Origin of the sequence: Kaistia terrae, from assembly GCF_026344005.1 — a bacterium.
GTDB lineage: Bacteria > Pseudomonadota > Alphaproteobacteria > Rhizobiales > Kaistiaceae > Kaistia > Kaistia terrae.
The window spans coordinates 48020-72144 of the sequence record NZ_JAPKNH010000003.1; the positions used below are offsets into that span (position 1 = coordinate 48020).

A 24125-nucleotide genomic window follows, 5' to 3' on the forward strand; every position below is an offset into this window, starting at 1 on the left:
CCTATGTATAACTCAGGGAGTGAACACCTTGATAGATCGACTCGGTGTCGGTTCGGCGCAGAAAACGCAAAAGAACGGCGCATGTCGTCTATGTGGCGCTGACCTGTACACAGAATTTGTCGACCTCGGCATGTCTCCCCTTTGTGAAAGCTTTGTCACTGCAGAAGCAATCGATTCCATGGAGCCCTATTTTCCGCTCCGCGTGATGGTATGCGACGCATGTTTTCTGGTGCAGCTGAAGGAGTACGTCGAACCCGCGGCGATATTCAGCGACTACGCCTATTTTTCTTCCTACTCGCCGAGTTGGGTCGCCCACGCGCGCCGTTTCTGTGAAGCCATCGCGCGACGGCTGGACCTCGGCCGAAAAAGCTCTGTAGTCGAGATCGCCAGCAACGACGGCTATTTGCTCCAGCATTTCCAGCCGCTTGGGGTGCCTGCCCTCGGCATCGAGCCGGCAGCCAATGTCGCGGCGGTTGCCATCAGCAAAGGCATCGATACCCGTGTCGAATTTTTCGGGACGGAACTGGCCAAGGCTCTCGTGGCCGAGGGACGGCAAGCGGATCTGATCATCGGCAACAACGTGCTGGCCCAGGTCCCGGATCTGAACGATTTCGTTGCCGGACTGCGCATTCTACTCAAGTTGAATGGTGTCGTGTCGGTCGAGTTTCCGCATCTCCTGCGCCTGATGAAAGACGGGCAATTCGACACGATCTATCATGAGCACTACTCCTACTTTTCTCTGCTCGCTGTCGAACAACTCGCGGCGCGACACGATCTGAAAATCATCGACGTCGAGGAACTGACAACGCATGGCGGCTCGCTGCGGGTGTACCTGGCGCGAGAAGATTCTTCCTATTCACAGGCGCCGTCCGTCGCCCGCTGTCTCTTTGAGGAACGGCGATACGGTCTCGATCGGATCGAGACCTACTCAAAATTCTCGGCGCAGGTTCAGCGCACGAAGCGGGATCTGCTCGCGCTTCTCATCGCCATCCGGAACGACGGCAAAACGGTGTGTGGCTACGGCGCCCCGGGCAAGGGCAACACGCTGCTGAATTATTGCGGCATCAGCACCGATTTTCTGCAGTTCACCGTTGATCGGAACCCGCACAAGCTCGGGCGGTTCACGCCCGGAATGCACATCCCGATCCTGCCGGTCCATGCCCTCGATACCGCCCGGCCCGACTACGTCCTGATCCTTCCGTGGAATCTCCAAGCCGAAATAACAGAACAGATGCAGCATATCGCCGACTGGGGCGGACGCTTCATCGTGCCGATTCCGACACCCCGCGTCCTGGAGCCAAAGGAACCCTTGCAATGAAGGTCATTCTCTTCTGTGGCGGCCTCGGTACGCGGATCCGGGAGTATCCCGAGAGCATTCCCAAACCGATGATCCCAATCGGTCATCAGCCGATCCTTTGGCATCTGATGAACTACTACAGCCGACACGGCCACAATGATTTCATTCTCTGCACCGGCTACAAAGCCAATATCATCAAGGACTTCTTCTTGAATTATCGTCCGCAAGCCTATGCGGATTGCGTGGTTTCCGGGTTTGGCACCAAGGTCGAACTTCTCGGCAAGCCCGAGGAAGACTGGCGTGTTGCGCTGATCGATACAGGTATCTGGCGCAATATCGGTGAGCGACTGCTGGCAGTCCGCGAGCATGTCCATGACGAGGAGATCTTTCTCGCCAATTATAGCGATGGCCTCAGCGACGTCGACCTGATCGCGATGATCGAGTGCTTTCGCGCCAGCGGCAAACTTGCCTGTTTCCTTGCCGTACGGCCGCATCTGAGCTTCCACTTTGCCGATATCGAAAGGGATGGGGCACTGAAGGGGTTTCGCACCGCGGACCGCTCCGACCTCTGGATCAATGGCGGATTTTTCCTGTTCCGGCCGGGGATCTTTGACTTCATCAGGCCCGGCGAAGAGCTCGTGCAGGAGCCATTCACCCGGCTGATCGAGGCGGACGCACTGATGGCCTACAAGCACGAGGGCTTTTGGCGGGCCATGGATACGCTCAAGGACCGGCAGATGCTGGAAGACATGGTCGAACAGGGAGCGATGCCGTGGCGAGCCTCCGCCGCGGGTGGCACTTCTTCTCTGCCGTTGGCGATTGCCGGATCATGAGACCGCTTCCACTGATCCGGCCCGGCGAATCCCTGTCGGTTCTATGCCTCGGTGCCCATGCCGACGACATCGAAATCGGCGCGGGCGGCACATTGTTGCACTGGCAGGTCTCCGGGATCCGCCTCGACGTGCGCTGGTGCGTACTGAGCGCACCCGGCGTTCGGGCGGCTGAGGCCGAACGATCGGCCGAGGCCTTTCTGGAGGGCGCCGTTCTGTCTGACATCAGGCTTGCCCGCTTCGAGGACGGCCTGTTTCCCAACCAGCAAGCGACCCTGAAGCGGTGGATGGAGGAACTGAAGACGGGTCCGGTTCCCGACATCGTCATGACGCACCGCCGCGACGACGCGCATCAGGACCATCGCACCGTTTCGCGACTGACCTGGAACACGTTCCGCGACCACACGATCCTCGAATACGAAATCCCGAAATGGGACGGAGACCTCGGCCAGCCCAACCTCTATCTGCCGTTTGGCGAAGACATCCTGACGCGAAAGACCGAGTTGCTACTCGAACACTTTGCCAGCCAGCGCTCAAAGGATTGGTTCGACGCCGAGACATTTCGCGGGCTAGCGCGGCTACGCGGCATGGAGTGCCGCTCGTCCGGCCACTATGCCGAGGCGTTCATCCTGCGCAAGGCGACCATTGGATGAGCGAGCGGTACAGCTCCCGCTCCGCGCCAGCACGAGGGTGGAACTCACCGCCCTGTCCTAACGGCTGAGCCGCATCGCCCGAATGCGGAGCTGTGACGGTTGGGACCTTGCCTACGCTGCACCACACGCCAATCGAGGAGGAAGACTTGAAATTCGCCTTCTTCGGCTACCCGCATCTCGGCGGAACCTATTCGGTGTTTCGGCAGCTCCGCACCGGTCTTGCCGCCTTTGACATCGAGCTCGAGTGGCTCGGCGTTGGACACTCCGCCCACGCCGCCGGCCGGGATTTGAACTGGCAATCGGAATGGTCGTGCGGGAGCGCCTGCGGGATGGCGGAGGACAGCGAACCAGCGCAGTCACGCGCCATGCTTTCCCACCTCGCCGAACAGAAATTCGATGGAGTTCTCGTCAGCGTCCATGCGGACCGGGTGCAGACAAACCTCGCGCGCTATCTGCCGGCGTCGATGCTTCGCGTCATGATCGTCCACAACATCACACCGGCGACCTATGCCGCCGCGCGGGCAATCCGTGATCACGTCCATATGACGGTCTGCGTGTCGCAACGCATCCGGGAAGATCTGGTCGCTCGATACGCGTTCGCCGCCAACGCAACCCACATGATCCACAACGCGGTCGACCTGCCTGCCCCGCCACCGCGTCCGCGCCGCGCGGTGGGTCAGCCACTACGGCTGCTGTCGCTTGGCCGCATCGAGGATCAGGCCAAGGGCGTTCTGTGGCTCCCTGAAATTCTGGCTCGCCTGCCACCTGACGTCACCCTGACAGTGGCGGGCGATGGCCCGGATCTGGCGCGGCTCCGTCGAGCCGCCGCGTCTCTCGGCGAACGCATCCAATTCCTTGGCAGTGTCGCTCCCGCCGAAGTTCCGACGCTAATGGCGAGCCATGACGTCTTCATCGCGCCATCCCGTTTCGAGGGGTTTATGGTCACGCTGCTCGAGGCAATGGCTTGCAGCTGCGTCCCGGTCGTATCGAGGATACGGGGCGGAACGGATGCCGCGATCAACGACGGCGTCAACGGCCTGCTGTTCCCGGTCGGCGACGTCAAGGCCGCGGCCAATGCCGTGCTTCATCTCCAGCGCAACCCGAAGCACTGGCATGCCATGGCTTGCGAGGGGCCGATTGCCGTTCACGAACGTTTCGGAAACGCACGTATGGCGCAGGGCTACGCCGCGCTGCTAGGTGCCTTGCGCGAGCATGTGCCGACGATCGCGCCGCCAATGCCGATCGAAACTTGGGACTTGCCGCGCGGCCTGCGCGACAGTCTCCGCTCACGTCTGCCGACACCGCTTAAGAACTTTCTGCGATCCGTTCGAGAGCGCGCAGCATGATCGCGCCTTTGACTATCGGGCCGGTCGATACGGTCGAGGCTGGGCGCCATTCCGCCAGCGCCCCGGTAAGCGCGAACGTATCGGTGTTGATCCTCACGCTCGATGAGGAAATCAATCTGCCAGCCTGTCTCGCTTCGGTTGGCTGGAGCAACGATATCGTGGTGCTCGATTCCTTCAGCCAGGACCGAACCGTCGAAATTGCGGAATCCTTCGGTGCCCGCGTGTTTCAGCGCCGCTTCGACAGCGAACCGTCGCAGCGCAGCTTTGGCTTGAAGGACATCCCCTACAGGAACCGCCTCGTCTACCTCCCCGATGCAGACGAGGTGACGCCCCCAGCACTTCGCGACGAGATATTGGCCATTGCGAGCGCTTCCGACCGCCCCGAGGTGGCCTTTCACGTTCGCTCCAGGACGATGTTCATGGGCCGGTGGCTGCGCTGGAGCGGGCTGTATCCGACCTGGTTCGTTCGACTGGTAGAACCAAACCGCGTCCATTTCGAGCGGGAGATCAACTTGCGGACCGTCGCGGACGGACCCGAAGGGCGGCTGGCCGGACACTTGCTGCACTATACCTTCAACAAGGGTTTGAGCGCCTGGTACGACAAGCACAACCGCTATTCGTGGCATGAGGCGCGTGAGTCCCTGAAGAGTCTCCGCTCGGAGAGGATCGGCTGGTCGGATATCCTGCTCGGATCCGCGACGGCGCGGCGGCGCGCCCTCAAGACGCTGTCGTTCCGGCTGCCCTGCCGGCCGTTGTTGCGGTTCCTCTACATGTATCTCCTGCGCGGCGGCTTTCTCGATGGCCGGGCCGGCTTTGTCTACTGCCGGCTCCTGATGACCTACGAGACGATGATCGTCACCAAGATGATGGAACTGCGGCGGCGGGAACGAGGGCTGCCGCTGTGAGGTCCGAAACGCGATCGCATGGACGGAAGTTCTGACATGGGCGTGACGCTGTTTTGGACCTTGATTGCTCTCTCCTCCTCTCTGGTGATCTTCGGCCTGCGGCGACCCGAATGCGTCTACGAATTCCCGTTTCTGGCGGGAGCGACGTTTCTCGGCTTTATCGCACCGCAGCTTCCGGCCTTGCTTGAGGATCGATTCCTGCCCGAAGGCGCGGCGGCCCAGACGACTTTGTTCGCGATTCTCTGTGTTGCGGCCTGCGGGCTCGGGTGGCAGGCCACGCTTCCCCGCTTCGCGTCGACGCCGTGGCACTTCGACGAGAGGAGGCTCCTCATCGCTTCGGCGCTGCTATCGGCAACCGGCGCCTACTTCTACTTCGCGCTTTCGCATCTGCCGCCAGAGATCAAGTACTCGATCTACACCGGCATGCCCGTTGTCTATCAGTTCTTCGCGAAAATGCTGAGCTATGGGTTTGCGATCGCGCTTGTTTGCTGCGCGCGACGGGTGAGCGTGGCAGCCCTCTCCATTGTGGCATTCGACACGTTGTTTTACGCCGAGCGGATTTTATGGCTGGGCCGTCGCAGCGAGACAGCCGAGTTCGTATTTCTGATCGCGCTGGCATGGTGGTTCCAGAAGCGCCGCGCCGCGCCTCGGCTTTTGACGGCAGGGTTCGTGTTGTTCGCCGTTCTCGCCCTGAACAGCACGGGCCAGTACCGCTCGATCACGACGGAGCAGGAGGATGCCGGTTGGACCGACGTCCTTAAAATCGATGTCATCGCCAATTTCGCAGACGTCCTCGCCAATGGCGGGCCCGAAGTTCGCAACGCCGTCCAGCGCATGAATTCGGTCCAGGACACGCAGGCCTTCGATTTCGGGCTCTTTCACTGGAACACGCTGGTGTTCAACTATGTTCCAGCGCAAGTCGTCGGCGCAGAGTTGAAGGATTGGCTGACCGTTTCCTTCACGGACCAGATCAGCCGTGACTACGACCCACCGATCGGATCAACCGAGACCGGGCTATCGGATGCTTTTGCTTCCTTCTCCTACCTCGGTGCGCTCAAATTCTTCGTGCTCGCCTTCTGGATGCGGCGCATGTACGACGCTGCGGAGGCCGGCAGTACGCTGTGCCAGATCGTCTACCCACTGATGCTGGTGCCCGCCATGTTGGCGATAACCCATCATACGCAGTGGCCACTGTCGACACTCCTGCACATGGCGCTGTTCTTGTTGCCATTGCTGTTGCTCGCGCGAACACGGTCTTCGACGCGCGCCCCGCGTGCATTCACAGTCGCCCAGTGGTCATCATGACCAATGCCGTTCCTGGCGATGGCCTCCCGCGTGTCGCGATCCTGTTCCACCGCTTCGGCCCCTATCACATCAGCCGGTTGAACGCCGCGACACGATACATGGCTGTGATCGGCATCGAGTTCAGCGGTGCGGACAGGACCTATGCCTGGAACGATGTGGGTTGCGACGCCAACCTGTTCCCCCGTTGGGTCGTATCTCCGGACATCGAGGCCGAACATGTGCCTACGATGATCCGTAAAGTCTCGGAAGCGCTCGACCGTGCTGCTCCGGATGCGGTCGCGATCGCCGGCTGGTCTCATCCGGGAGCGCTGGCCGCGTTGCTGTGGTGCGCCCGCAGGCGCATCCCTGCGATCGTGATGTCGGACAGCGCCGAGATCGACGAAAACCGGCGCTCCTGGCGCGAGGCGATCAAGCGAAGGATCGTGGCTCTCTTCGGTGCAGGATTGGTGGCGGGCGGGCCGCATCGTCGCTACCTCATGGCGCTCGGCATGAACAACGCGTTGATCCGTGATGGCCTGGATGTCGTCGACAATGATCATTTTGCTGCGGGGGCGATCGCTGCCCGGGCGGATGCCAAGGCGCTTCGTGAGGGACTCGGGCTGCCTCGCCCCTACTTCCTGACCTCCTGTCGCTTTGTCGCCAAGAAGAACCTCTTCGCCCTGCTCGCCGCCTATCGGCGCTATCGCGCCATGGCGGCTTCTTCGGCCTGGGATCTGGTCCTTGTTGGAGACGGACCGCTCGTCGCAGAACTTCGCGCGGCCATTTCGGGGCATGGGTTGGAATCCTGCGTTCATCTGCCGGGCTTCCGCCAGTACGAAGAACTGCCGCGCTATTATGGCCTGGCGAGCGCCTTCATCCTGCCCAGCACGTCCGAGCAATGGGGGCTCGTCGTCAACGAGGCGATGGCAGCGGGGCTGCCGGTACTGGTATCCACGCGATGCGGCTGCGCCGAGGATCTCGTGCGTGCCGGCGTGAACGGCTATCCGTTCAATCCGTTCAACGTCACGGAACTGAGCGAAGTTATGCAGTCGGTCGCGTCTGCCAACGTCGATCGGGAGGCCATGGGAAAAGCCGGGCAAGTGACGATTGCCGAATGGTCTACGGATCGCTTCGGCCGCGAGTTGCGTGTCGCGGTGGATGGAGCACTCGCCTCGCCACGGCGAGCGCCTGACCGGATCGGACGCTGGCTCGCGATGCTGCTGCTCTGCCGGACAGAACGCACCGACGGCTGACCCCAGCGGTCCGGCGCATCCTGCGCAACAATCTCGAACGAAATGTGTATCGGTTCGCGTGAAAAAGCCCCGTCTCGGCAAGGAGTTGGAGGATGGCGCCGTTTCAGAGAAACGGTGAAATGTCCTGGCCTCCATGCGCGCATACGCGCCGCAGCAAATCATGCCAAGCCTGCCCATAGCGAAGGACGGTTAGAGCCTGGACCTGGTCATGAGCGGCAGCGCCCATGCGAAGCCGCAAATCCTGGTCTCGCACGAGTTGATCGACCCGGCGGGCCATGCCTGCCAGGTCCTCGCAACCAAGCACGTAGCCTTCCTCACCGTCGCGAACCGGCGTGCCGCTATTCGGCGTGGTGACGACGGGAAGACCAGTAGACATGGCTTCCATCACCGCACCGGCCGAGCCCTCGCACACGGAGGGGAACAGAAACAGGTCGAAGCGCTCGAGCCATTGGCGGACCTGCGTACGCGGCACGGATCCGATCACCTCAACGGCGCCGCGATGACGCTCGACCAGCGCGGGGGCGGCGGTAATCGGGCCAACCATGACGAAGCGAACCTTTGCGGGATCAAATCGCTTGGCAATTTCAAAGAAAGCGGGCGCTCCCTTGCGCAGCGAAATTGCGCCGACAAAGCCCACGACAACAGGCCCTTTTCGATCCCGACGATCGCTGAAGGGAAAGGCGCCGACATCGACGGGATAGGGGATAACGGAGATCCGCTCGCGGGCAACGCCGGTGCCAATCAGGCCATCACGGACGTAGTCGGAGGCGCAGGTGATGTGGCTTGCCGCGTCCCAGCTTTGCCGTTCGATCCGCCGCATGATGTCGGCGCCGCGATCCCTGGAGGATTGCCAGTTCGGCCAGAGCTCGGCCTGACGCGCTTCTTCGTGAACCTGGACGTCGATCGGCGCGATCATCTGGTCGAGCACCACAGCGAGCCCTTGGCACCGCGCCGCCTCGCAAAGCGCGGGATCGATGTTGCGAACAAACCCGGCCAAGCCATTCGCGTCCCGCCAACCATCGGCCATGACCTGACTGGCTATGGCCTGCGACCTCCGGACAAATATCGCCTCCGGAGTTTCTCCGCGACCTTCGAGGAACCGAGCCAGAAGGCCGACCCAGCCGGAGGCGACAACGCGACTATCGTCCAGACCGGCGCAGCGCCGGTCGGCCAATCTGCGTCCCGTCGCTCCGCCCATTCGGGCGAACCAATCAACCGCCATCGCTTCCAACGAGCCCGGCCGGACGAACCAGTCTGTATGAACTGTGCCCAGAATGCCCGCCAACTTCAGACCGAGCGGTAACCCGTAGTGAAGGCGCGATCCGTCCTGCACGACCGAAATGCGCAGCGGAACCACGGCACGCGGCGGATCCGATCGCTCCACGCTGGCAGCTTCGACGAGGCGCATCATATGTCGACCGTATCGGGACGGCTTCCACGACCGAGGATCCATCGATAGACGGCCTCCATGCTCTCCGCCGCCTTGGGCCAGGAAAACTGCGTGGCCACGAGTTGCGCGCCCCGCACTCCCATCTGCCGCCGCTGCGCGACAGAAAGAGAGAAGAGTTGCTGCAGGCCAGCAGCAATGCTTGCCGGCTCCGGGTCAATCCGAAGCGCCGCGCTTGCGTCGAAACCTATGTCGAGATTGCAGCGTGACGTCATCAATACCGGCAGGTGAGCAGCCCAGGCTTCCAATATGGCGATCGGCAGGCCCTCGCTTACCGAGGGCAGCACAAAGGCGTCCGCTTCGGCGAATGTCCGCGCCTTTTCCTCGCCAAACTGCGGCCCGACGAAATGCACCACGTCACCGAGCCCCAAATCGCGCGCAGTATCTCGCAACAGGTCGCAATAGCCGGGCTCCCCCCATCCTGCGATCACCAGATGCCAATTTCGGGACGGCGCGGATGCGCCGGCCGTTCCTGTCCGCTCCCGTGCGAAACCACGCAGCAGATCCGGCAAGCCCTTTTGCGGCGCCAGTCGGCCAAGGAAGAGCAGTATGGAGGCGTGCGCCGGCACGTCTCGTCGCCACAGCGGCGGTGCAGCCGTCCGAGGCGTTGGCTCTGGCTCAACCCCATTCGGGATGACGCAGACGGGATTGGTCAATCCGGCAGATCGGATAGCGGTCAGTTCGGAAGCGCATAGCGCGTGCAGGCACGCCGCCCCTCGAAGTTGGCGCGTCTCGAAAGCGAGCCCTGCCAGTTTCTTTTTCCATCGCTTATTGGACAAGGCCCAGCCATCCAGCATGCCATGCGGCGACACGACATAGGGCATCGGTCTCCCCGACCAGCCCATGCCGGCGATCGAGGGATACATCCAGAGGCCGTGCACATGCAGAATGTCGGGTGCAGCATCCCTCAGCACCCTGCCAAGGCGCGGCGCGTAGCCGAATGAGGACGGGCCTTGCACCGGAAATGCCTGTGTCGGCACACCGCGTTGCACCAGATGATCCGTCGCCGGTTCCGGATGATCGAGGCCGAGGACGCGAACCTCTATCCGGGAGCGATCGCCAAGGGCCGGGGCTAGTCCGAGCACCGCTTCGAATACACCGCCCGACTGGCGGGACAGATGCGCCATCACCTGTGTGACGCGGATCGGCGGATCGGATCGCTGCGAAGGCGTGGGGTGATGGAGAGCCGGCTCGGGCACTTGGATAGCTGGCATGATCTCCCCTCCTGTTGGTCGCATCGGTGGCGGGATTACCGGGTCGCGGCTCGCGCCGGCATGTCCAGTTCGGGCAGGTGGCGATCCACCTCCAGGATATCGCCGGGTCGCAGCCGATCATGTGCATCGACCGAGATCTGGGTCGTACCCGCCCGATCCGTGCGAACGACGGCATAGGTGGCGGCGGGCACCTGTCGGAGACTGCCGGTTTCCAAATCGTCATGGGCAGCTTCGATGCTTGCCGCCAGCGACGCGATCTTCTGCTCTGTCCGCAGGTTGGCGAGTTCGACCGCGCGCAGCGAAAGCGCGTTTTCCGTAGATCGCGCTTCCAATACGGCGGCGGCGCGTTGGTCTATATCCAGTCGATTCTGTCGTGCCCTAGCGAGAAGGCCGATCACCTCAAGCCTGTCACGCTGGAGCCCGGACTGCTGGCGCTGGCTGTCGCGCAGTCGCGAATGGGCCGTCAGCCCCTGATCGGCGAGCTTTTGGGTCGCGTTGACGTCCTGCTCGATCAAAACCAGATCGCGGTCATGCAGCGTCAAGCTTTTCTGTAGCGTGAGGATTTCATCGTCCAGCGTACGGCGTTGGGCCTCCGCCGCCGCTTCTTGTGCCGCCAGGCTGTCCTTGCGCACCCGGAACAATGTCTCTTCCGCCTCGACCATATCGCGCGGTGCGCCGGAGGCGATAAGCCCTTTGCTGTCAAATTCCAGGGCGCGGATTTCCGATTCCAGTCGGGCGCGCTCCACCCGCTGTGACCAGCGGACAAGCCTCTCGTCGGCATAGTCCCTCTGGAGCATCAGCATTTGCAGTGCCGCTCCGGTCATCGGTGAATCGGGTCGACGCAGCCCGCCGCCTAGGGCGACCAGTTCGAGCACGATCATACCCGGCCGAAACTCATAGCGCCCCGGCGTCTGCACATCGCCTGTGACGAAGACCGGGGCATGGCTGACAATGTCCACCGTCACCGTCTGGTCGGCGGGTATACGGCCAACCAGACCATCGGCAATTCGTTCGGCCGCTTCTTCCTGCGTCAGCTCTGCCATCATGACGCTACCCAGCCTTGGATAGCGGATGGCGCCATCCGAACCGATAGTGAACCTGCCGCTTAGATCCGGCGCGGCGAAGACGGAGACCTGCAGGACGTCGCCGACACCCAACCGATAGGCGGCCTGCGCCTGAGCCCGCGCGCTGGCAAGTGTGCAACAAAGCGCCAGCACCAGCGCAACGCATTCGGCCAGGCGCGCTATCCTTTGAAGTACACGACCCATCTAGCTCTCCCCCATCCGGACGGGCTGAGGCTGCGCCGCATCGTACAATCGCGTGGTTTCCGGTTCCGACTTGGCGCCGTCGCGAAGAGCTCGAGGGTCTTCGTAGCGCTGCTGAGCGCGATGCTCGACGGCGTTCAGCACCAGGGCCGGCATGCTGAGGCCGCACTGGTTCAAGCTCTGTAGGGCGGAGAGCACGGCCTCCAGGCTCGTGCCGCCCCAGCGCGTGACGAACAGGATGGCGTCGACGTGGCTCCCGATCTGGGCCGCGTCCGAAGTGGTCAGGACGGGTGGCGCATCGAGGATGACGACGTCGAAGCGATCTCGCAGCGCATCGACCAAAAGCTTCATGCGCCCGCTTCCAAGCCATGCCTGCGCGTCGGCGGTTGGCTCCGGTGCCACAACCATTCGCAGTGGCGAACCCGCATCCGGCGATAGGACGTCGTCGAGATCCGCATCGCCGCGTAGAAAGGCGCCGAGTCCGAGTAGCGGTTTCTCAGCTGGGTCCGGTTGCCCCGTAATCCGTGCAAGGCTCTGTCGATGCAGGTCGGCATCGACCAGCACGACGGAACGTCCGGCGATAGCCATCGACCGCGCCAACGCCAGCGCGATCGTCGTCTTGCCCTCCTGTGGGAGCGCCGATGTCACCATCAGTACGGCGGCCCGCCGCGTCGCCGGCGAAAGCCGCAACATCCATTGCAGGCTCAGGATTGCCTCGTCAAAGGCCTCGCCCGAGGCCGGTTTGCCAAAACCGAGCAGATTTCGCGGGCGGCGACGGGCGAAGGTGGGAATTGTCGCAAGTACCGGGGCGCCCGTGGCCGTCTCGAGTGACCGGCGCGAGCGTACACGGTCATCCAGTCGTTCCAGAATCCAGACCAGCCCCAATCCACTTGCCGCGCCAGAAAGCATCCCCAGCAGCAAGGCCGGCCACAGCCGCAGCCCAAAGGGCCGGCCCGGCGCCCTCGCCTCCGAAAGAAGGCGCACGCCTGGATCGACCAGCCCATTTTGATCGACTATCTGCTTGGAGCGCCCGAGAAGGCTCTCATAGACGGCCCGATCCGCCCTCGCCTCGCGCACCAAAGCTTCCAGCTTCACCCTCGCCAGATCCGACGCGCCATAGTTCGCCTGCGCGGTGCGAAGCTCGCTCTCCAGTGAGGCGACCCGTCTGGCGGCCGCGTCGATCTCGTTCTGGAGACTGGCGAGGATATGTCCCACTTCCTCTGTGACCTGCTGACGAACGGCGTCCAGCTCCGAGGCCAGCGCTGGGATTTCGGCGCTCTGGGCGGCGCCAGTGTCCTTCAGAACCCGAAGTCGGCGCTCGAACTGTGCCTGGCTCGTGCGCAATTGCTGGATGATCGGCGAACCGAGAACTTCCGTGAAGCTATCGAGCCCGTCCTTGTCGGCGGCAAGACGTGCGGCTGTCTTCTGCCGTGCCGCGGCCGTCGCGTGGGCGGCGCGGGCCGCCATCAGCTCCGTATTGAGAGCGCTCAGCCGTTGGGCCGTCAGCGTCACGCCGTCGATCTCCAACAGCCCGGACGAGGCCCGGTAGCGCTCGGCTTCCTTCTCCGACTGCTCCAGCCTGGCGGCCAGAATGCGGAGGCGGTCCGAAAGCCAGTCGCTGACCCGGCGCGTGGCATCGATCTGCACATCGTCCTGATAGGCGAGATAGGCCCGCGCATAAGCGTTGGCGACCCGCGCCGCGATTTCCGGATCTGCCGCCGAATAGGCGATGTAGATCGTGTAGGAGCGACCGTCATTGACGACCTTCAGGCCAGCCCGAAGGCGATCCTCGCGCATGGCCGCGACCTCTGCCGACCGGTCCTCGCCAGCCAGGTCTGGCGGCGGCACGGCAGCATGATCTTCTCCCGCCGATCCCGACTGTCCACTAGCTACCTGCGCCGGTTGACCACCACCGGAGGGCTGATTTCCGGAGGGGGCTTCCCCGCTCTCCACCGCGAACGGATCGACACCCGCCTCCGCCAACTTGGCCAGCACTCGCTGCGCCATGACGCGCGATCCGATCATGTCGAGTTCGGTGCGGAGAACCGGGCTTTCCTGCGGCAGCGGCGTAACAACCTGATCGATCGGCATGCCCTGTATCCGACGGACATCGAGCGCCATGACCGCCTCGGCGCGATAGGATTGGGGCTGACTGGCATAAACCGCCGCACCCGCGCCGATACCGGCCGCCGTGCACAACAGCAACCAGCCGGATCGCCGACGCAGCACGTCGGCCAGATCACGCAGCACGACGGGCTCGCGCCCTGTCGAAGGCTGGGATTGGATCACCATCATGCCCTCTGAAATGAAAGGCTCTAGCGGGAGGCCGCCGACTGTGGCGATGTCAGCGTGGGCTCCGACACCTGCGAAATCCGCCCGCTGGCCGAGCGGTCTCGAAGCGCAGAGAGGCTGAGCACCCGTGCCGTGGCGCGCCCTCCCCGCATCAACCCGTTGAGCTTGAAGGCGACCTCGGTGCGATTGTGCGCCTGGAGCCTGCGCATGATGGCGCGAATGTGAACCTTCACCGTGCTCTCGCTCAGATCGAGTTCGTAGGCGATTATCTTGTTTGCCTTGCCCTGACGCAGCGCTTCCGCCACGGACGCCTGGCGCGGGGTCAGCAGCGCGGCGAGAGGATCCGCATCCTCTTCGAGTTCCGGCGCCATGATCTCCTGACGCGAGCCCGTCAAGCTGCTCGCGGGAACATAGATGCCGCCCGCCCGGACCAGGTTGACGACCTCGACCACCACGCGCAGCCCGATACTGGAGGGGATATATCCCCGCACCCCGTGATCGAGCGCCATCAGGACATGGCTGGCCGCCTCGCTGTCCGCCAGAATGATTACCGGAATGCCGGGAGAGTTCCTTCCCAGGCTGGTGATCGCGTTGGCCACCGCAACGTCAGCAGGGCTGTGGCCGCCAATGCTCAGAAGGACGGCGGACGTCTCATCGCGATTGATGCCCTCAACCCCCCATTCCTCGACCGAACCGAACGAGCGGATTTCGAGATTGGGCTGACTGGCCAGCAAGCCCCTGGCCAGGCACTCCCTGTCCAGCGCGCGGCGGTCGATCAGGACGATTGTCACCTTGGAGACTACTGCGGGGGAAGTCGGAGGGTGGTCCATAATCACCTGTACGGATTCGCAATTCCACATGCCCGGCTCCATTCGGATTACCAGAGGAAAGGTCTGCTTCTCGGCACTACGGTATGGGGATATGCATACAACCTACTGATGCAGCATGCAACCTAAAGTTAGGAACATATCATGATTTTGCGCGCTATCCGGTTGTAAAATTCGCCAGCTAAGCAAATTTCAGCGCGGATTGCATTGGATGCCAAACAGTCAGTTGGATCTCGGATGGTCGCTCCGCCAGTCTGACGGCGTGGTGAAGTCGCCCTTCCAGATGCCGCGCTTTTCCCGACGGGCCGCGGCCTCAGCCGCACCGTATTCGCCGGAGCCAATGCCGCCGTAGTTGACGGCAAAACCGTCGCGGACCATGGCCTCTCCAATATCGGGATTTCGCTCCACCCGGCAATTTGCGACGACGCGGCCGAAGCGGTCGCGCGATTGCGGCGAGCAGCGCAATCCGCCCTGCGACACCAGGTTTCGAAGGGCGGTTTTGGCGGCAGCGCCACAGCGCCATGATTTGCCGCTCTGGTCCTGGCAGGTCTGGCGCAGTTCGGGTGCGTCGATGCCATAGATCCGGAACTCGGTCTGATCGATGGCGAGGGAATCGCCATCGCGCACGACGACGGTCGAGCCGTCGTCCGCCCGGATCTCGCGCCGCTGCTGATCGACAAAGCCAATCAGCAGCAGACCGAGCACGAGCAGAACGAGATAGACAAAGGGCGGCGCCCTGCGGCGGCGTTTCGGAGCACGAGTCATTCCAGGCAGCCGGATGGTCCTCAAACCATGGCGCTCAGGCTCTCGGGAGCCGGAAGTGCCGGATCGAACTTAGGAGTCTGACTCAGGCTTTGCCGCAACCTTGGGCTTGGCGACCGCCTTGGGCTTGGCGGCAACGGCCTTCTTCTTGACCACCTTCGGAAGGGCTTCTTCCGCTACTTCCTTGGCCATGCGCAATTCACGCAGTCTGGCAGTCTTGGCGACCTGGGCGGCGACGCGATCCCGCTCGCCGGCCATGACCGCGGCTTCTCCGCTGCGAAGCTTTTCAGCTTTCTTGAAGCGCTCTTCGGCGCGCGCCTTGGCGGCATCCTTCGTATCGCTTGGAGACATTGCCGTCCTTTCGTGCCGCAGGGCGGCTCTCAGAAACTGGATCGTCAATCCGGGAACGAGACGAACAAGCTGACCGGCGACATCGACGGATTCGTCGGGGCCTTTACTCTATCAGTTTTGCTCGGAAGGTGTGCCTTACCCTGCGAAAACGTTACTTCTTCGTGCGGCGAAGCGATTCAATTGCGGCGGCTGGAACGCCGGACTTCTCAGCGATCAGGCGATCCTGCGCTTCGATCTCGGTACGTGCCGGCTCGTCGCCGTCCAGGCCACCGAGTATCTCACCGGGGACCCGGCGATTGGAACGCTGCGTGCCGTCTTCATAGAACACGTCGAATAGGACAACTTCGCTGCGGGCGGCTGGCTTTTTGGCCATGGGACAACTCCAAACGGTGTGTCGCCGGTATCAGGGATGGGTATCCGCAGGCCCGACTTGAAAACAAAAAGGGTCCGGCGTCGAAACGCCGGACCCCGTAACGCGAACTGATTAGTTCAAGCGTTCTGAAGGTTCGTTGCAGCCGACTTGCCGCTGCGACGATCAGCTTCGACGTCGAAGCTCAGCTTCTGGCCTTCGACCAGGCCGCGCATGCCGGCACGCTCAACGGCGCTGATGTGAACGAAAACGTCCGGTCCGCCGCCGTCCTGCTGGATGAAACCGAAGCCCTTTTGGCCATTGAAAAACTTTACGGTACCGGTAGCCATGTCTCGTGTCCTTTGTGCATTGCTTGGCTAAGGCCGCGCGACTCCCGCGTCAGCCAATCCGAGTTCCAGCGATGTCTTGGGACGCGCCACATGGGCATATATCAAGGCAGAGCTAAATATCGAACACGGTCTATATAAATCGAAACCGCGAAAACAACAAACCCATGATTTGAGCGACCAACAAAACGTTGGAACGATTAGGCTTTTTGGTGCTATGGCGACCCAATCTTGCCGCTCTGGGTGACGTAGCGCGTCCCTCGAACTCTCATGAGCCGCCGTACAAGGAATTTCTCATGCAGCCATCCCGAGACATTGAGCGCCTGATCGAGATCATGGTCGCGCTCCGCGACCCGGAGACAGGATGCTCCTGGGACAAGGTGCAGGATTCCCATTCGATCGCCCCCTACACGATCGAGGAGGCCTATGAGGTCGCGGACGCAATCGAGCGAGGCGATCTGCACGACCTCGAGGAGGAACTCGGCGACCTGCTTTTGCAGGTGGTCTATCACGCCCGCATGGCCGAGGAGATAGATGCCTTCTCGTTTGGCGATGTCGTTTTGGCCATCACCTCGAAGATGATCCGGCGCCACCCCCATGTCTTTGGAAACGAGGAAGCACGAAGCGCCGGCGCGGCCAAAGGCTTCTGGGAAACGATAAAGGCGGAGGAAAAGCGCCTGCGCGCCGAGAAGCGACGCCTCGCTGGCCAGTCCGAAGCTCAGCTCGTCAGCCTGCTGGATGATGTCCCGGCCGGAATGACGACGCTCGCACGCGCGGTCAAGCTGCAACAGAAGGCCGGCACCGTCGGGTTTGACTGGAACGATCCCCGCGCCGTACTCGACAAGATCAAGGAAGAGATTGCCGAAATCGAGCACGAGCTCGACTGTCCGACTGTTTCGAAGGACCGGGTGCAGGATGAAGTCGGCGACCTGCTATTTGCCGTCGCCAATCTCGCCCGCCATGTCGAGGTCGATCCAGACGCGGCGCTTCGCGGCACCAACGAGAAATTTCGCCACCGCTTCCGCCACATCGAAGCAGAACTCGCCTCCCAGGGCCGGAGCCCCGCGGAAGCCAGCCTCGATGAAATGGAAGCGCTCTGGGTCGAGGCCAAATCCCGGCCGCGGGACTAGGCATCTTCGAGCAGAGGGCGGCACGCGTGAAGAAACCGCGAGCCACCTCTTGCCGAAGAAAATCCGCACCCGAACCTGGTGCGGATCGTCAGGTGTTCTTCATCGGATCCCAAGGCTGGGGATCCGTCTCGTCCTTGGCTTTCTCGGCCGCCACCTGAAGACGCGCGCCCGGAAACTCGCGATGGAAGGTGGCCTCGTATTTCTCCGGCACGCGGATCCGCGCGACGGTGGTGCCATCTTCCTGATCATCCCGCGAAAGCACTTCGCCGAGATCGTAGAGGCGATGCAGTCGGGACAAAGCGTCGCCCGCGAGCGAAAGCGTGAACACGGGCCGATCTTCGTTCAGTCGCTTCTCCACGAGCTCGAGCAGCGCCTGGACACCCTCCCCCGTCAGGGCCGAAATCGGCACGATGGCCGGCTTGCCCTTTTCCGTCTGGATGCGGCCGGACGGCCTTGCGTCCTCCGGCATCAGATCGATCTTGTTCCAGACTTCGATCAGACGATCCGTCTTGCCGACCTCGACGCCCAATTGCTCGAGAACCGTCATGACATCGTGCGCCTGGGCTTCGGTGTCCTCATGCGCGATGTCGCGCACATGCAGGATCAGCGTCGCCTCGATCACCTCTTCCAGCGTCGCGCGGAAGGCGGCGACCAGATGTGTCGGCAGATCGGAGATGAAGCCCACCGTGTCCGAGAGGATCGCCTCGGTCCCATGCGGCAGCTTGAGCCGACGCAGGGTCGGGTCGAGCGTCGCAAACAGCAGGTCCTTGGCGAAGATATCGGACTGGGTCAGCGTGTTGAACAGCGTCGACTTGCCGGCGTTGGTATAGCCGACGAGCGCCACGATCGGGTGCGGGGTCTTGCGACGGTTTTCACGCTGCAGGCGCCGCGTCCGGACGACCGTTTCGAGCTCATGTTCGATGCGCGAGATGCGTTCCTGAAGGGCCCGCTTATCCGCCTCGATCTGGGTTTCGCCGGGACCGCCGAGGAAGCCGAAGCCGCCGCGCTGGCGTTCAAGGTGGGTCCAGCTACGGACAAGCCGGCTCTTCTGGTAATTGAGATGGGCCAGCTCGACCTGAAGCGTGCCTTCCTTGGTCTGCGCCCGCTCGCCGAAGATCTCGAGGATCAATCCGGTGCGGTCGATGACCTTGGTGCCCCACTCTTTTTCGAGGTTCTGCTGCTGAACCGGCGTCAGCGCGTGATCGACGATGACGAGGCCAACATGGTCCGCCTCGATACGCTCGGCCAGTTCCGCCACCTTGCCGGATCCGAATAGCGTTGCCGGCTTGAACATCGGCAGCGGCACGGCAATGCCCTCGACAACGTCGAGTTCGATCGCTCGCGCCAGGCCGATGGCCTCTTCGACGCGCGCTTCCGTGCTGCGGGCAGCCCCTCGGGGATCGCCTTCGGCGCGCCGCCGCATCCGCGCCGGACGAACCGGCACGAGTACGAAGGCGCGTTCCGGCACGCGCTTTGTTTCGATATGGGAATCGGTTGCCTCGGGCCCTTCGGCGCCTTCAGGCAGATCAGAAATGTCGGTCAATCAGGCTCCCGGCCGCTCGCTCTCTTCATCCGGCTCGAAGAGCTGGACGGGAGCGCCCGGCATGATGGTGGAGATGGCATGCTTGTAGACGAGCTGGGAATGGCCGTCCCGGCGCAAAAGCACGCAGAAATTGTCAAACCAGGTAACGATGCCCTGCAACTTGACGCCGTTTACCAGAAAAATCGTCAGTGGGATCTTGCTCTTCCGGACATGGTTGAGAAACGTGTCCTGAAGATTTTGTGCGCGTTCTGCCATTCTTGTCTCTCACGCTTGACCTTGTTGGGGACCGAAGTCCCGACGGCCGGATTGTCCTCCCAGCCTTACGTCCACTTTGCCCGGTTAATCGCGTCGCGTCACCCAAGAAATTCGCTTGCGCGGGAAAGCTGTGAGGATCTTCATCCTCGCGAACGAACGGGGGCCTCGGCGGCGAACTCATGGAAACGACGGCGTAATTCCGTTGCAATCGTACCAGGAGCGCCGTTTCCGACCGGCTGTCCATCGATGATGACGACGGGCGTTACGACGGTCGTCGCCGCGGTGACAAACGCCTCGCGCGCCGCCTTCGCCTCATCGAGGCTGAAGGCGCGTTCTTCGATCTTGAGACCGGCTGCCTCGGCAACGCGGAAGAGGACGGTGCGGGTAATTCCCCGCAAAATTCCGCTCTCGGCTGGGCGAGTGACGATCACGCCGTCCATCGTGACGATCCACGCATTGGTCGAGGAACCCTCGGTCACGTTGCCATCGGCATCGACGAACCAAGCCTCATAGGCGCCAGCTTCTTTCGCTGCCTGCTTGGCGAGGACGTTCGGCAGCAGCGACACCGTCTTGATGTCGACGCGGTCCCAACGATTTTCCGGCACGGTGATGACACTGACGCCCTGCTCCGCCCGAAGATCTCCGGCGCTGCGTGGAGCCGACTTTGCCGTAACGACGATGGAAGGCGGCGTTCCCTCTGCGGGAAAGGCATGATTGCGCGGGGCAACGCCGCGCGTGATCTGCAGATAGACCAGACCTTCTCTGACGCGGTTGCGTCGCACGACCTCGCGCAGGATGACCCCGAGCGCCACGAGGCTCATAGGCTGGGCAATGCGCAGTTCTTTCAGCGAACGCTCAAGCCGCGCCATGTGCAGGGCTTCGTCGATCAGCCGTCCGTCGCGAATCTCGCAAACCTCGTAAACGCCATCGGCAAACTGATAGCCGCGATCCTCGACATGGACGACCGCCTCCGGATGGCGGAGATAGAGACCGTTCACATAGGCGAAGCGCGACATGGCATTCCTGCGAGAGGTTTAGAGACAGACGTGGGTCATGAGTCGGGAAGGCGTTGCATCGGACAATGCGACGCCGGCAGCGTCAACCGACGCCGAGCGATTTCAGCTTCCGATGCAACGCCGAGCGCTCCATGCCGACGAACTCGGCGGTCCGCGAGATATTGCCGCCGAACCGATTGACCTGGGCCGTCAGATATTCGCGTTCGAAAATCTCGCGTGCATCGCGCAGCGGCAGCGACATCAGGTGTTCTCCGCCGCGATTGGGCGTCGTCGGCAGCATCTCGCCAACCTCTGGCGGCAGCATGTCGGCGGAGATCGCCTGGCTTTCGTCGCCGCGCGCCAAAATCAGCAGACGCTCGACGTTGTTGCGAAGCTGGCGAATGTTGCCGGGCCAATCATGCGCCTGCAGCACCGCCAATGCGTCCGAACCAACCGTGCGGATCGGCAGGCCGGTCGAGCGCGAAATCTGGTCGATGAAGTGATTGACCAGTTCCGGCACGTCGTCGCGTCGTTCTGCCAGCGCCGGCACGCGGAGCGGAACCACCGAAAGACGATGGAACAGATCCTCGCGAAAACTGCCCTCGGCGATCTCATGCTCGAGATCGCGGGCTGTCGACGAGATGATGCGGACGTCGACATTGACCTTGGTGGTGCCGTTGACGCGTTGAAAGCTCTGGTCGATCAGCACGCGCAGGATCTTGCCCTGCGTCTCGCGCGGCATGTCGGCGATCTCATCGAGATAGAGCGTGCCGCCATGCGCCTCTTCCAGCGCGCCGACATTGCGCGCCGAACCGGCGCCGTTCTCGGTGCCGAACAGCTCATGTTCCATGCGATCGGGCGTGATCGTGGCAGCGTTCAGCACGATGAAGGGACCGTCCATGCGCAGCGACGATTCATGGATGGCGCGCGCCACCAATTCCTTGCCCGAGCCGGACGGGCCCGAGATCATGATCCGGCTGTTGGTCGGCGCGACACGCTCGATTGTCTGCTTCAGATGGCTCATGGCGATCGACGAGCCGACAAGCCGGCCGGCATCGCCCGCCCGCTCTCGCAGATCCCGAACTTCGCGGCGAAGCTTTGAAGCCTCCAGCGCGCGCTCGGCGATCATCAGCAGGCGGTCAGCCTTGAACGGCTTCTCGATGTAATCGTAGGCGCCGCGCCGGATGGCGGAAACGGCGGTCTCGATGTTGCCATGGCCGGATATCATCACGACCGGCAAATCGGGGTGCTGGCCCTTGATGATATCGAGCAGGGTCAAACCGTCGATCCGGCTTCCTGTCAGCCAGATATCGAGGAAGATCAGCGTTGGACGCCGCTTCTCGATCTCGGCCAGGGCCGTGTCGGTATCGCCTGCGGTACGGGTGCCGTGGCCCTCGTCTTCGAGAATTCCGGCAACGAGCCCGCGGATGTCAGCTTCATCATCGATGATAAGAATATCGGACGGCATGATCTCTATCTTCGTCAGGCGTCTACGGGATTGGTTTGATCGATCGCGGCAGCACCGGGGCTGTCGCTTCCGTCATGCGAAGGCCTTGGAAGTGTAATCCTCACCATGGCCCCTCGCCCCCCTGTCGCGACGGCGGGCGAATCGAGCAGATCGAGTTGCCCGCCATGTTCCTCAATGATCTTGGAGACGATCGCGAGGCCAAGGCCGGTACCCTTGTCGCGTGTCGTCATGTACGGCTCCAGCAGACGATGCCGGTTTTCGTTCGGCAGGCCGATGCCGGTGTCGATGAACTCGACGATGTTGAAATCGCCTTCAATGCGGCCGCGTACCGTGATCTTGGCGCCAGCCGCCTCTTCCGGCGGCAGCGCCTCGATCGCCTCGGTCGCGTTCTTCACCAGATTGGTGAAGGCCTGTGAGATCAGTCGCGGGTCGAAACGGCCGATCAGCCGCTCTTCCGGCAGGTCGATCTCGAACGCGATGTTCGGATTGGTCACTTCCATCAGGAAGACAGCCTCGCGAGCCGCCTCTCCCATGTCGCGCTCCTCGAAGGTCGGCTTCGGCATCCGCGCAAAGGACGAGAACTCGTCCACCATGCGGCCGATATCGCCGACCTGGCGAATGATCGTGTCGGTGCACTGATCGAAGATCTCGCGACCCTCGACGATGTGCTTGCCGAAGCGCCGCTTGAGGCGTTCGGCCGAAAGCTGGATCGGCGTCAGCGGGTTCTTGATCTCATGCGCGATGCGGCGTGCGATATCGGCCCAGGCGGCGCTGCGCTGCGCCGTGACGAGGTCGGTGATGTCGTCGAGCGTGATGACATAGCCATGCCGGGTCGTGTCGGATTCTTCGGTCGTGACACGGACATTGATGGTCCGTTCGCGGCCGTCGCGAACCACGGAAACTTGGTCGCGATGCTCGGCCCTGTGCGGCTCGGACAGCGACAACTCGACGACTTCCTTCAGTTCCGGAGCGACCTCGATCACCGATTGGCCGATCGGCACGCTTTCATTCAGCCCGAGCAGGCGCATGGCGCCGCGATTGGCGATGGTGATCATGCCCTGCGCATCGGTGCCGACCACGCCGGCGCTGACACCGGCAAGCACAGCTTCCGTAAACCTGCGGCGGCTGTCGATCTGGTCGCTGGCAGCCACCAGTTCATGCCGCTGGCTGCGCAGTTCGGTCGTCATGGTGTTGAACGTCGCGCCGAGCGCGCCAAGATCGCCGTCCGCGCTCCGGAAGGGCACATGCACCTCCAGATTGCCGCGACCGATTTCGTCGGCCGCGTCAATCAGCCGGCGGATCGGCGCAACGAGGCGGTTTGCAAAACCGATACCGAGCCACACCGCCGAAAGCAGGACGACGAGAGCCAGACCGAGATAGAGCAGCCCGAAGGCGACCTGCACGCCCCAACGCGTGGCCTCGAGATTCTTGTATTCGGCCACGCTCGCGGTGGTTTCCGAGATATAGCGGATGACCTTCGGGTCGATCTCGCGCGTGATGTAGAGGAAGACATCGGTATAGCTGTCGAGGCGGGCAATGGCGCCCACGACGTTGGTCGCTCCTGGCGCGATCAGGACGGGATCTGCGCCTGCCTTGGCGGCGCGGATCAACGCGTCGGCGGGCGGCGGCAAATAGCCGGTCGAGAACTGGAAATTGGCCTGTGCGATCAGCGACCCGTCCGGCTTGACCAGGAAAACGCCGGGGATGCCGCGCAGCGCCGCCATGGAGTTCATGAAGGACTGGAAGCGATCGGGGTTCTGTTCCAGCAGCACTTGAGCGCGCTCGAAATCCGATTTTAGGCCGAGAATATCGACTTTAAGCGTGCGGGCATGCTCTTCGGCATAGGCCTGCGCGATCGAAAGCGAGGTCGAGACGATGGCGCGGGTTCGCTCGGAAAACCAGTGATCGAGCCCGCGATTGAGCGTGATCGAGGCCACGACGGCGATCAGGATCGCCGGCACGACCGCCACGATGCTGAACAAGCCCACGATGCGGATATGCAACCTGGCTGCAGCGCGGCCTCGCCGTCTGGCGCGGATCAGCAGGGCAACTTCGAGGCAGAGTTCGATGACCAGAAGGCTGGTCAGCACCCCATTGACGGCCAGGGCCCAGAACACGACCGGCTCGGTCGGCTCGATCGGCGTCAGCCCCATCAGCAGGAAGAAGCTGAAGCAGGCGCATGTCAGCGCCAGAATTACGGTTATGTAGCCGGCGGCGCGCAGGGAGAAACCGCGCCGGCGGCGGCTGGGTTCCTGAACGTCGGCACTCGCGGACGGAGTCGAGCCGGCGGACGCGATCACGTTGCGCCCCCG

General features: G+C 62.7%; 22 protein-coding genes. 8 read left to right on the top strand and 14 right to left on the bottom strand.

All coding sequences use genetic code 11. The features are described from left to right. Positions 1-28: 28 nt before the first annotated feature. The 7 genes from OSH12_RS09975 to OSH12_RS10005 all read left to right on the top strand — a co-directional run bounded on the left by OSH12_RS09975 (position 29) and on the right by OSH12_RS10005 (position 7568). The gene (locus OSH12_RS09975) at positions 29-1318 is read left to right on the top strand and encodes a class I SAM-dependent methyltransferase (protein WP_266343404.1); all 1290 of its coding nucleotides are present in this window, start codon (positions 29-31) and stop codon (positions 1316-1318) included. After that, positions 1315-2130, top strand: coding sequence for a glucose-1-phosphate cytidylyltransferase (locus OSH12_RS09980; RefSeq protein ID WP_266343405.1), 816 nt, complete (start codon positions 1315-1317; stop codon positions 2128-2130). Before OSH12_RS09975 ends, OSH12_RS09980 begins: the two co-directional genes overlap by 4 nt. Further along, on the top strand, positions 2127-2780 hold the full coding sequence (locus tag OSH12_RS09985; RefSeq protein WP_266343406.1) for a PIG-L deacetylase family protein: 654 nt from the start codon (positions 2127-2129) through the stop codon (positions 2778-2780). The genes OSH12_RS09980 and OSH12_RS09985 overlap by 4 nt, the downstream gene beginning before the upstream one ends. Before the next feature lie 146 nt (positions 2781-2926). Further along, on the top strand, positions 2927-4126 hold the full coding sequence (locus OSH12_RS09990; protein WP_266343407.1) for a glycosyltransferase family 4 protein: 1200 nt from the start codon (positions 2927-2929) through the stop codon (positions 4124-4126). After that, positions 4123-5031: a glycosyltransferase family 2 protein gene (locus OSH12_RS09995; RefSeq protein ID WP_266343408.1), complete on the top strand. Its 909-nt coding sequence runs from the start codon at positions 4123-4125 to the stop codon at positions 5029-5031. Before OSH12_RS09990 ends, OSH12_RS09995 begins: the two co-directional genes overlap by 4 nt. Before the next feature lie 36 nt (positions 5032-5067). Further along, complete coding sequence (locus OSH12_RS10000; RefSeq protein WP_266343409.1) at positions 5068-6336, top strand: hypothetical protein; 1269 nt, start codon at positions 5068-5070, stop codon at positions 6334-6336. Positions 6337-6824: 488 nt separating this feature from the next. Further along, positions 6825-7568, top strand: coding sequence for a glycosyltransferase (locus tag OSH12_RS10005; RefSeq protein ID WP_266343884.1), 744 nt, complete (start codon positions 6825-6827; stop codon positions 7566-7568). A gap of 103 nt (positions 7569-7671) precedes the next feature. On the opposite strand, the gene OSH12_RS10010 is transcribed toward OSH12_RS10005, so the two are convergent. The 9 genes from OSH12_RS10010 to OSH12_RS10050 form a co-directional block, all read right to left on the bottom strand. Further along, on the bottom strand, positions 7672-8979 hold the full coding sequence (locus OSH12_RS10010; protein ID WP_266343410.1) for a glycosyltransferase family 4 protein: 1308 nt from the start codon (positions 8977-8979) through the stop codon (positions 7672-7674). Next, entirely contained in the window at positions 8976-10229 is a 1254-nt protein-coding gene (locus OSH12_RS10015; protein WP_266343411.1) for a glycosyltransferase, read from the bottom strand. Before OSH12_RS10015 ends, OSH12_RS10010 begins: the two co-directional genes overlap by 4 nt. A gap of 35 nt (positions 10230-10264) precedes the next feature. Next, complete coding sequence (locus tag OSH12_RS10020; protein WP_266343412.1) at positions 10265-11497, bottom strand: polysaccharide biosynthesis/export family protein; 1233 nt, start codon at positions 11495-11497, stop codon at positions 10265-10267. Beyond that, positions 11498-13789: a GumC family protein gene (locus tag OSH12_RS10025; protein WP_266343413.1), complete on the bottom strand. Its 2292-nt coding sequence runs from the start codon at positions 13787-13789 to the stop codon at positions 11498-11500. A 20-nt stretch (positions 13790-13809) separates the two neighbouring features. Beyond that, positions 13810-14646 carry a response regulator transcription factor gene (locus tag OSH12_RS10030; protein ID WP_266343414.1) on the bottom strand — a complete coding sequence of 279 codons (837 nt, stop codon included), beginning with the start codon at positions 14644-14646 and terminating at the stop codon, positions 13810-13812. A 189-nt stretch (positions 14647-14835) separates the two neighbouring features. Beyond that, positions 14836-15378 carry a thermonuclease family protein gene (locus tag OSH12_RS10035; protein WP_266343415.1) on the bottom strand — a complete coding sequence of 181 codons (543 nt, stop codon included), beginning with the start codon at positions 15376-15378 and terminating at the stop codon, positions 14836-14838. 69 nt (positions 15379-15447) lie between these two features. Then, on the bottom strand, positions 15448-15726 hold the full coding sequence (locus tag OSH12_RS10040) for a hypothetical protein (protein ID WP_266343416.1): 279 nt from the start codon (positions 15724-15726) through the stop codon (positions 15448-15450). Positions 15727-15877: 151 nt separating this feature from the next. Continuing rightward, positions 15878-16099 carry a hypothetical protein gene (locus tag OSH12_RS10045; protein WP_266343417.1) on the bottom strand — a complete coding sequence of 74 codons (222 nt, stop codon included), beginning with the start codon at positions 16097-16099 and terminating at the stop codon, positions 15878-15880. A 116-nt stretch (positions 16100-16215) separates the two neighbouring features. Then, a complete protein-coding gene (locus OSH12_RS10050) occupies positions 16216-16425 on the bottom strand; it encodes a cold-shock protein (protein ID WP_266343418.1) in 210 nt (69 codons plus the stop codon). A gap of 293 nt (positions 16426-16718) precedes the next feature. On the opposite strand from OSH12_RS10050, the gene mazG reads away from it, so the two are divergent. Continuing rightward, positions 16719-17552, top strand: a complete 834-nt coding sequence (mazG, locus tag OSH12_RS10055; RefSeq protein ID WP_266343419.1) for a nucleoside triphosphate pyrophosphohydrolase — start codon at positions 16719-16721, stop codon at positions 17550-17552. A gap of 88 nt (positions 17553-17640) precedes the next feature. Here mazG and hflX read toward each other — a convergent pair whose 3' ends face one another. The 5 genes from hflX to OSH12_RS10080 form a co-directional block, all read right to left on the bottom strand. Continuing rightward, on the bottom strand, positions 17641-18975 hold the full coding sequence (gene hflX, locus OSH12_RS10060; protein WP_266343885.1) for a GTPase HflX: 1335 nt from the start codon (positions 18973-18975) through the stop codon (positions 17641-17643). A gap of 120 nt (positions 18976-19095) precedes the next feature. After that, positions 19096-19350 carry an RNA chaperone Hfq gene (gene hfq / locus OSH12_RS10065; RefSeq protein WP_266343420.1) on the bottom strand — a complete coding sequence of 85 codons (255 nt, stop codon included), beginning with the start codon at positions 19348-19350 and terminating at the stop codon, positions 19096-19098. Between the two features lie 140 nt (positions 19351-19490). After that, entirely contained in the window at positions 19491-20366 is an 876-nt protein-coding gene (locus OSH12_RS10070) for a D-amino-acid transaminase (protein ID WP_266343421.1), read from the bottom strand. Between the two features lie 82 nt (positions 20367-20448). Next, entirely contained in the window at positions 20449-21813 is a 1365-nt protein-coding gene (gene ntrX / locus OSH12_RS10075) for a nitrogen assimilation response regulator NtrX (RefSeq protein WP_266343422.1), read from the bottom strand. Positions 21814-21827: 14 nt separating this feature from the next. After that, complete coding sequence (locus OSH12_RS10080) at positions 21828-24113, bottom strand: sensor histidine kinase NtrY-like (RefSeq protein WP_266343423.1); 2286 nt, start codon at positions 24111-24113, stop codon at positions 21828-21830. Positions 24114-24125 lie beyond the last annotated feature (12 nt).